This is a genomic window from Pseudoalteromonas sp. TB51, from assembly GCF_000498055.1.
GTDB classification, from domain to species: Bacteria; Pseudomonadota; Gammaproteobacteria; order Enterobacterales; family Alteromonadaceae; genus Pseudoalteromonas; species Pseudoalteromonas atlantica.
Genome location: NZ_AUTO01000187.1, coordinates 1 through 9,120, shown reverse-complemented (window position 1 = coordinate 9,120; position 9,120 = coordinate 1). Strand labels below are relative to the sequence as shown.

The 9,120-nt window shown below is 41.2% G+C and carries 10 protein-coding genes and 1 pseudogene; 3 read left to right on the top strand and 8 right to left on the bottom strand.

The window, feature by feature from the left end:
* The 4 genes and pseudogenes from L650_RS0110065 to L650_RS0110050 form a co-directional block, all read right to left on the bottom strand.
* A partial coding sequence (locus tag L650_RS0110065) for an alpha/beta fold hydrolase (protein WP_029773023.1) occupies positions 1 to 403 on the bottom strand: 403 nt, incomplete at its 3' end.
* Between the two features lie 111 nt (positions 404 to 514).
* Positions 515 to 661 (bottom strand): hypothetical protein, encoded by a 147-nt coding sequence (locus L650_RS24300; RefSeq protein WP_004589623.1) that lies wholly within the window; start codon positions 659 to 661, stop codon positions 515 to 517.
* 245 nt (positions 662 to 906) lie between these two features.
* Positions 907 to 1,329, bottom strand: coding sequence for a TIGR02444 family protein (locus tag L650_RS0110055; protein ID WP_029773022.1), 423 nt, complete (start codon positions 1,327 to 1,329; stop codon positions 907 to 909).
* Positions 1,313 to 3,234 (bottom strand): annotated as a pseudogene (locus L650_RS0110050) (ATP-binding cassette domain-containing protein). Before L650_RS0110050 ends, L650_RS0110055 begins: the two are co-directional and overlap by 17 nt.
* A 132-nt stretch (positions 3,235 to 3,366) precedes the next feature.
* Here L650_RS0110050 and L650_RS0110045 point away from each other — a divergent pair.
* Positions 3,367 to 3,570, top strand: coding sequence for a YheV family putative zinc ribbon protein (locus L650_RS0110045; RefSeq protein ID WP_004589620.1), 204 nt, complete (start codon positions 3,367 to 3,369; stop codon positions 3,568 to 3,570).
* A gap of 23 nt (positions 3,571 to 3,593) precedes the next feature.
* On the opposite strand, the gene L650_RS0110040 is transcribed toward L650_RS0110045, so the two are convergent.
* Positions 3,594 to 3,806 carry a SlyX family protein gene (locus L650_RS0110040; protein ID WP_004589619.1) on the bottom strand — a complete coding sequence of 71 codons (213 nt, stop codon included), beginning with the start codon at positions 3,804 to 3,806 and terminating at the stop codon, positions 3,594 to 3,596.
* The gene (locus L650_RS0110035; protein WP_029773021.1) at positions 3,793 to 4,791 is read right to left on the bottom strand and encodes a WD40 repeat domain-containing protein; all 999 of its coding nucleotides are present in this window, start codon (positions 4,789 to 4,791) and stop codon (positions 3,793 to 3,795) included. The genes L650_RS0110040 and L650_RS0110035 overlap by 14 nt, the downstream gene beginning before the upstream one ends.
* Positions 4,792 to 4,995: 204 nt before the next feature.
* Between L650_RS0110035 and fkpA the strand changes: the two genes are divergently transcribed.
* Positions 4,996 to 5,742, top strand: coding sequence for an FKBP-type peptidyl-prolyl cis-trans isomerase (gene fkpA / locus L650_RS0110030; protein WP_004589617.1), 747 nt, complete (start codon positions 4,996 to 4,998; stop codon positions 5,740 to 5,742).
* A gap of 58 nt (positions 5,743 to 5,800) precedes the next feature.
* On the opposite strand, the gene L650_RS0110025 is transcribed toward fkpA, so the two are convergent.
* Positions 5,801 to 6,271, bottom strand: coding sequence for an Rsd/AlgQ family anti-sigma factor (locus tag L650_RS0110025; protein ID WP_004589394.1), 471 nt, complete (start codon positions 6,269 to 6,271; stop codon positions 5,801 to 5,803).
* Between the two features lie 524 nt (positions 6,272 to 6,795).
* On the opposite strand from L650_RS0110025, the gene hemE reads away from it, so the two are divergent.
* A complete protein-coding gene (gene hemE, locus L650_RS0110020) occupies positions 6,796 to 7,860 on the top strand; it encodes a uroporphyrinogen decarboxylase (RefSeq protein WP_024033935.1) in 1,065 nt (354 codons plus the stop codon).
* A gap of 42 nt (positions 7,861 to 7,902) precedes the next feature.
* On the opposite strand, the gene L650_RS23730 is transcribed toward hemE, so the two are convergent.
* Positions 7,903 to 9,120 (bottom strand): IS3 family transposase gene (locus tag L650_RS23730; protein WP_128081048.1). Its coding sequence is split into 2 segments (ribosomal slippage), with 1,219 coding nucleotides annotated over them: positions 7,903 to 8,786 and positions 8,786 to 9,120; the frame shifts between segments, so codons are not numbered across the junction. This gene is flagged as partial in the annotation.

The following is a 9,120-nucleotide window of genomic DNA, read 5'->3' as shown; positions in this document are numbered from 1 at the left end:
CAGCCATAATAGGGCGGCTGGGAAATTGCTCTCTTAAATGATTTATAAAAAAAGCTAAATCGGCGGTATCGCCACTATGATAAGCACGCGGTAAGCGGTTAACTTCACTTGAGCAGTTTCTAAAGTGCATAAGTACTACGGCATAGCCTTGCTTTTTTAAGGCTTTCATCATGCCTTTGGCATAAAAGCTATTTATGTTGCCTTCAAGGCCATGTAAAACCACAGCAAGGGGAGCGTTTTCGTTATGAGGCAGCGACCATGCAAGTTCAATAAAATCGCCGTCGGGCGTATCAAGTTGCTCAAGTTCGTAGGACGTATTGTGAAATGGACGGAAAAAACGCGGCATTATGGTTTGAACGTGACGATTGGTCATCCACCATGCTGGTTTAAACTTATTGATCATGTTTGTACTACGCACTATGAAAAAAACGAAGCGTTAGTGTACCAAATTTTTCGCTTTATAAAATAAAAAGCGCCTAATCAGGAACCTGAGTAGGCGCTTTGTGCGTCGTGCTTAATGATGCTCGGGAACTTCAGCCTCGCTAATTTTTTTAATAAAGTAAAAAGCGTAAAATAGGCAAAGAGAAATCACTACGCCTAAAATCCCAAAAGACATAAATAAAACAGGGTCGCTAAAAAAGTCTCTAAAGAATACGTTCATGATTAATCTCCTCGTTCAGTTGATGGAGACATCATAAAGTGACTTTGCAAAGCATAATGTGATCGAGATCAAACTATTTCCCTGCGTGGAAAAAGTAACTAAGTAAAGTTGATGTAGATCATGCTTTTGGGGTTATTCAGTTCCTACTCCGGCACCTATAGGCTTTGAATAATCAATTGGCTTAAAGATTTTTTGCACAAAGAAAATAGAATGAACATTTAGAGGAGGGTGTAAAAACTGACAGCCTAAGTGGCTTTCACATACAGCTCAATATTGTTTGGCTTTACAGCTTCTAAAAAGCTAAGTTTATTCGCTGTATCAATCAGTATTTGCTGTTGTTGCTTTTCAAGCTTTAACTCGGCGCTTAATAGCTCTTGGCGTATTTTTGCATAGTTGCTGATACTTTCTTGATTGGCTTTTAAATACTTGCGTGTGGAACGCAGTGGCTTAAGTGCCTGCGTATCAAACTCATTAATAGACGCTATTAACGCACAGAGCTGCTCGGCATTAATGCTTAACTTAAGTGAGTCTAAATACAGCAAAAATAAGCACAGATTAACGTTTTTACCTTGCTGGTTTTGCAGTGCCAGCAAGGTTTGTTGTTGCCCAGGCTTTGCGTACAAAGCGCAGGCAAATTGCCAAAAGTCGTTTTTATTGAGCAAGTTCATCGGCAAAGGCCTGTTCTTTTTCTTCCATTTCTTCAAGCGCCATCAGTAGCTCTTCTTCAGTGTCGTTTACTTTAGGGGTAAGCGTTGCTTGCTTAGCAATTAGCTCTTTTAACTGGGCTTTGTTATCGTCGTGGTAGAGTGTGTTGTCGCCAAGGGCTACTTCAACTTCGCTAAGCTCTGCAGTAAATTTATCGAGCTGCTTTTCAAGCTTTTCAATTTGCTTTTTAAGCGGTTGAATGGCTTTTCTAAACTCAGCTTCTAGGCGCTTTTGCTCTTTACGATTAACGCTTGGATTTGCTTTTGGCTCGTCAGGTTGCTGGCTTTTAGCGGCTTCTTTATTGGCATTGAGTAACCATTGGTAATACGCATCTAAGTCGTAACCAAACTGAATGACTTTGCCATCATCGACTAAATAAAATTCATCGGCGGTGTTTTTAAGCATGTGGCGATCGTGCGATACGGTAACCATGGCGCCTTCAAAGCCTTGCAGTGCCATTACTAGCGCGTGGCGCATTTCTAAATCAAGGTGGTTAGTTGGCTCATCAAGTAGTAGTAAATTGGGTTTTTGATACACTAACATAGCTAGCACTAAGCGGGCTTTTTCACCGCCCGAAAACGGCGCCACGGGTTCAAGTGCTTTATCGCCAATAAATGCAAAGCCACCTAAAAAATCACGCAATGATTGCTCTGTGGCTTGTGGGTTTAAGCGTTGAATATGGGTCACTGCGCTGGCTTTTAAATCAAGCGATTCAAGTTGGTGCTGCGCAAAGTAACCTATATTTAAGCCATGGTGTTGAACCACTTTACCTGCTTGCGGCTCAAGCTCGCCCGCTAATAGCTTTATAAGCGTTGATTTACCNCGCCGTTACGACCGAGTAACGCAATACGGCTGCCAGGAACTAGGTTTAGCGCGATATTATTTAAAATAGTGACATCGCCATAACCTGCTTTTGCTTTATCTAGGGTCATTAGCGGGTTAGGCAGGGCTGTTGGCTCGGCAAATTCAAAGTCAAATGGTGAGTCGGCATGTGCAGGTGCCAGCTTTTCCATACGTTCGAGTGCTTTTACACGGCTTTGTGCCTGTTTGGCCTTACTGGCTTTGGCTTTAAAGCGAGTTATAAACTGCTCAAGATGGGCAATTTGCTCTTGTTGTTTTTCAAACATTGCTTGTTGTTGTAACAAGCGCTCTGCTTTTTGGCGTTCAAACTGTGAGTAGTTACCTTTGTACACATTAATAAGCTGTTTATCGACATGCCAAATTTGATCAACCACGGCGTCTAAAAACTCGCGGTCATGAGATATAAGTACCAAGGTGCCTGTGTAGGCGCGTAAAAAGCGCTCAAGCCAGTAAACGGCATCTAAATCAAGGTGGTTGGTAGGCTCATCGAGTAATAGTAAGTCGGCATCGCGAATAAGTGCTTGTGCAAGGTTTAAACGCATACGCCAACCACCAGAAAACGCGCTTACAGGGTTTTCTATTTGGTGATTAGCAAAGCCTAAGCCGTGCAGTAATTCGCCCGCTTTTGACTCTATGCTGTAGCCTTTAATATTTTCAAGCTGAATATGTACTTTGGCTTGGGTGTCACCATCGTTTGTTTGCTCAGCTTCACGCAGGGCAATACGCAACGCATAGTATTCAGGGTGACCTTGAAGTACATAATCAATGGCGCTTATTTCAAGGGCTGGGGTTTCTTGTTTTACAGAAGCAATAGACCAATCTTTCGGTATATTGCAATCACCCGCATCGAGTTGCAGCTCAGATTTTAATAAACTAAATAAGGTAGATTTACCACAGCCATTAGCGCCAACTAAGCCCACTTTGTGCTGAGGAAATAAAGTAGCCGAGGCATTTTTTAATAAGGCTTTTCCGCCACGAAGTAGTTCTATTTCTGAGATTTGGATCATGAATGCGTTACTTTACTGTGCCCTGGTTAAGTTGGCGCTATCATACCATAGAACGTATTGCTCTTATCAAGCGTATCAACATAGGAAGTTATACGATAAAATATGTGCAGTTCAAACCACAGGAAAAATGTTGTGAGACAAAAGAAGCGATTTATTGCTGGTGCATCGTGCCCTGAGTGTAAAGCCATGGATACCATGATGCTGTACAGAGAACATGATGTTGAAAAAGTAGAGTGTGTAGAGTGTGGCCACAAAATGGCGCAACCCGATAACGCTGTTCAGGCATCTACTCGCCAATTTGAACAAGTAATTGGTGTATTTAAACCGGGCGATTAACCCGGTTTTATTTTTTACCCACCTTAGTAATGTGGCGGAGGCGGCTCTTGCATTTGCGACATTAGCGACGGCTGCTGCGCTTCTTTAAGTTTTTCTGCTAGTAACTCAGTTTGGCGCTTCATTTTTGCTAGCTGCTGTTGGTGTGCTTTTAGCTCGTCATTTAATATTTCTATTGTTTCGTCTTGAAAAGCAACTTTTGCCTCAAGCTCCATTAAACGATTTTCAATTGTGTTCATTTGCTTCTCGTATTGTAAAGTGCTCTGCAATTCCGCTCGAGCTCTCGGTTAACAACGACTTGCCGTTATCTATAAACGTTACATCTAGCACCACAGCCGATTTAGGCTTACTGCCTTCACGTGGTGTGACTTGCCAAGTTTGAATTTTTTCTCCGCTGGGTAACTGCCATAAGTCAACGCGCTTATTGGGCGAGCCTGTGGCCAGCAATGTACCTTGTTCGTTAAAGCGCACCGCAGTAAAAATTTTCTGACGCGCAATATACGCCAGTTTACTCACAAGATCACCTGTAGTCAGCTTCCATACATGTGCTTGCTTCATACTATCTGCGGTAAATGCGTAGCGACCTTGTGGGTCTAGGGTTACTTGGGTAACACGAGTCGGGTGATTAAAGCGATGAATTACTTGCCCCGTACGTGTATCCCAAAAATAAGCAACGTAATCGTTTGAGCCGCTTAAGGCGTAGCGCCCATTAGGCGATAAATCAACGGTGTTTACTTTGTCTTGGTGGCCTAAAAACTCAATGCGGCGTCCGGTTTCTAGGTTTAAAAATACCACTACGCCGTCGCTTCTGCCGTATAAAACACTGCGGCCTTGGTTACTTATCGCAATATCGCGAATAGTGGCTTGTTGAATTTTATAATAGCCGCGGTTTTCGCCGCTGCTAATATCCCACACGGCAAAGGTGGTTTTTTCTGCGGTAACGGCCACGCTATTATCAAAGGCAATAGCCACAGCATACACTAGGCTTTCTTGTGATTGCTGTTGAAACCATTGATATTTTAGCACCTGCTGTTGATTATCCCACAGGGCGACCCCATGGTGAATGGAGGAGACTAGGCTGTATTTACCATCGTTAGATACTGCCGAGGAAAACGCACCCTGTGCTGCGTGTTCAAAGCGTTGTGCAGCTTGCTGTTTTTGATCGCTACAAGCTATGGCTAATAAACAGCTAAAAGCGATTAAAAAAGTACGAAATATCGACATATTACAGGTATTTCCTCTTAACTCTTAGTGACTGAGAGGTTAGACTAGGTCACGTTGAAGGCCTAGGGTGTTTGTCTAATCACTATAATAGGTTAGGTTTTAATTTAGTTAGTTATTAAACAAGCAGCCTATCATGTAGGCCGTTAATCTTTAACTAGTAATAATACAATAAATGACAACTGCAAAGTGTGTCGGAGATTTAAAATGAAAAAGACGATTAGATTGTCATTGATTGCAGCGTCGGTTTTAGCGCTTACAGCTTGTAATCAAGAAGCAAAACAAGAACAAGCTGAAGTTAAATTAGACACTGTAGAGCAGCAGCAAGCATACGGTATTGGTGCATCAGTAGGTAACTTTTTAAATAAAGACCTAGCTGATAAATCAGAGATTGGTATTGAACTAGACCAAGCACTATTAATTCGTGGTTTTGAAGATGCGCTTGCTGGTAATGCAAAAATCGATGAAGAAAAAATCCGTGAAGTGCTAACTGAGCTAGATACATCAGTGCGTGCAAAGCAAGAAGCTAAAGCTAAAGTTGAGTCTGAAAAAAGCAAAGAAGCAGGTAAAAAATACCTAGAAGAAAATGCTAAAAAAGAAGGCGTAACAGTAACTGAGTCAGGTCTACAGTACGAAGTACTTAGCGAAGGCGAAGGCGAAAAGCCAGCAGCAACAGACGTAGTTAAAGTACATTACAAGGGTACTTTATTAGACGGCACTGAGTTTGATAGCTCTTATGCGCGTAACGAGCCAACTACTTTCCCTCTTAACCGTGTAATTGCGGGTTGGACTGAAGGTTTACAGCTTATGTCAGTAGGGTCTAAGTACAAGTTCACTATTCCTTCTGAACTTGCTTACGGCGATCGTGACCTAGGTAAAATTCCAGCTAACTCAACGCTTGTTTTTGAAGTAGAACTACTTGAAATACAAGATGACGAAGCACCTGCGCAATAAGCGATAGCTTATAACGCAAAAAGGGACCATAACGGTCCCTTTTTTGTTGGCTATTTTATTAATCTGTGTGGTTAGAAAACAAATTATCTATTAGCTCATCTTCTAGTTCAAAACGCGCTTCTAACGTTTCGCCAAGTACCGACAAATCGTTATCAAACTCTGCTAGTAAGTCCTCTTTATCTACTTCTGCGTATTTATCGTTAAAGTCTAAAGCAATATCTGTTGTGCTAGAAATGCGCGGGTAAATTGTATTTGCCAGCTCTTGGCTTTCAAGGCCCTTGCTTTCGCAGGCTTTTGCAATGTCATCGTACACTTCAAAATGGCCGGCAGATAAGTAATCCATTAAAATTTGGCAAAATGATTGAATTTGTTCTGGCTCTGGTAAGGCGTGATCTTTTTTGTCGTATGGCGAAAACCCAGCCATTTTACAATAAAGTACAATTAACTCTTGGCGCTCGTTTAACCATTTATCAATGACAGTATGGCTACCACCCCATTTTTGTTGAGCTTTCTCTACGCGCGTCAGCATTACTGTTCTCCTAAGCTGGGTCACTTTTATGGTTAAATTTAAATTTTCTTATACATCAAGATATATTTTATTTAAGTGTATATCAACAAGTAAAAGGTATGAGCTGGTGCATGTGTGTATTTATTGTAGGTAAATTATTATTTTATTGCAGGCAAGAAAAAACCACCGGTTAAGGTGGCTTAATTTCTTGTTTTGGCCTGTTAATACAAGCTTTCTTATTGTTATAGAAGATTTTTGTTATTTTTATTATAAATATTTTTGTTATTGTTGTTTAAGATTTTTATTATTGTTCTTGTTAACGCGGGACAAACAATACCAAGGTTTTTGTTATGTTGCAAACATATTAACAAAAAGTTTTTATTGTTAGTTCTTTTTGGTTATTTAATACTCAAATGTGACTAAATAAGCAACAAACTAGGTTCTGTTAGCTGTAACACATGTTTTAAGAGCTTAGCGATAGAGAGCCGGAGAATATGGTGGTACAATCTTGAACAATTTCTATAAGCCTCAGGATTATTTACGCTATGAGCGAATTAAAAAACGACCGTTATTTACGTGCACTTGCAAAACAACCCGTTGATGTAACACCGGTATGGATGATGCGCCAAGCAGGACGCTATTTACCAGAGTACCGTGCTACACGTGCACAAGCGGGCGATTTTATGAGCCTGTGCCGTAATGCTGAGCTTGCATGTGAAGTAACACTACAACCCCTTCGCCGTTACCCGTTAGATGCTGCTATTTTATTTAGTGACATTTTAACTATTCCCGATGCTATGGGCTTAGGTTTGTACTTTGAAACCGGTGAAGGCCCTAAATTTGAAAACCCTATTTCGTCACTTGCTGATGTTAAAAAGATTCCTAAGCTAGACCCAACTGACGAGCTTGGCTATGTAATGAACGCAGTAAGTACTATTCGCCGTGAACTTAAAGGCGAAGTGCCACTAATTGGCTTTTCGGGTTCACCGTGGACACTAGCAACTTACATGGTTGAAGGCGGAAGCAGTAAAGTATTTGGTAAAATTAAAAAAATGGCCTTTGCAGAGCCGCAAACACTACATTTATTACTAGATAAATTAGCTGATTCAGTCATTGATTACTTAAACGCGCAAGTAAAAGCCGGTGCGCAATCGTTAATGGTATTTGACTCGTGGGGCGGCGTATTAAGCCCGCGCGATTACAACGAATTCTCACTGCAATACATGCATAAAATTGTTGATGGTTTAATTCGCGAATACGACGGCCGTAAAGTGCCGGTAACGCTATTTACCAAAAATGGTGGTCAGTGGATTGAAGCAATTGCAGCAACAGGCTGTGATGCAGTAGGTCTTGATTGGACTATTAATATTGGCGACGCTAAACGCCGTGTAGGCGATAAAGTTGCATTGCAAGGGAATATGGACCCGTCAATGCTGCACGGTACGCCTGATCGTATCCGCCAAGAAGTAGGCACTATTTTAGAAGACTTTGGCACAGGTGATGGCCACGTATTTAACCTAGGCCACGGTATTACACCAGATGTAGACCCAGAAAACGCCGGTGTATTTATTAATGCAGTACATGAGCTAAGCGCGCAATACCACAAATAACAACCGTAGTATTATGTCCCGTCCTGAAATAGGTTGACGGTTTTAATGAAAGACTTGGTGCGAAAGCGCCAGGTCTTTTTTATGCACTTGATTTGGTGTTTTCATATCCAAACTTAAGTGCGGTCGCATTTCATTGTATATAAATATCGATTCTTCAACGAGCTGTTTTAACTCTGCCATATTGCGACATTTATACAGTAAAAACTCTTGCTTTAATATCCCGTTAATACGCTCTGCTAATGCGTTTTGATAACAGTCATACCCATCGGTCATCGATGGTCTAATGCCCTCTTTTAATAGCGCATTTTGATATACTTCAGAGCAATATTGTAAACCTCTATCTGAATGATGAATGGCATCACGTTTATATACGCGTTGCTTAATTGTCATTTCTAATGCTCTGACTACATCGGTTGCTTTCATTTCATCACTCAGCTCATAACCCATTATTTTTCGACTGTAAGCATCAGTGACTAACGATAGGTAATGCACGCCTTGCGCTGACTTTACGTATGTAATGTCACTAACGAAGACTTCCTCGGCCGCAGTAGGCATGTATTCCTTTAGTAAATTGGGATGCTTGCGCATCCAATGGTTACTGTTTGTTGTTTTAGTGTAATTTTTCTTTGGTTTTACAAGAAAGTCATGCTCTCTCAAATAATCAAAAAAACAATCACGACCTAGTTTAATGCCACGCTCTTGCAGGTCTGGCTTTATCATCAGATAAAGTTTCTTCCCACCAATACGAGGCATGAATTGCCGCCAGTACATCACTAATTCTTTGACTGGCTCCAATTCTTTATTCCGAGCATCTATTCTGCGCATAGCTTGATAGTAACCTTGTCGCGTTACGCCATATGCACGGCATAACGGAGTAAGCTTTATTTGATGGTTTTCTTTTGCGCGCGTGATAGCTCGGATATGTACTTTTTTCGCAAGCCCGCTCCATATTCTTCATCCATAATATTAATCATTTCATCTTTGATTAAATCCTTTAGGCGTAACTCTTCTATCTCGCGCTCTAAACGTTTAATTTTTTGTGCTGGGGTTTCTTTCGATTTAGGCATGTTGGCTATATAAGTTGGTTTAGACCAATCTAATTTACCATGTTTTCGCAGCCATACCAGAACGGTACTGCGGCCTTGAATACCGTAATGACTTTGCGCTTGTTTATAGGTGAAGTCGCCTTTTTCTACTTGCTCAACAATAGATAATTTAAAGCCTAATGTATAATCTCGCTGAGTACGCTTAACGTCTTTA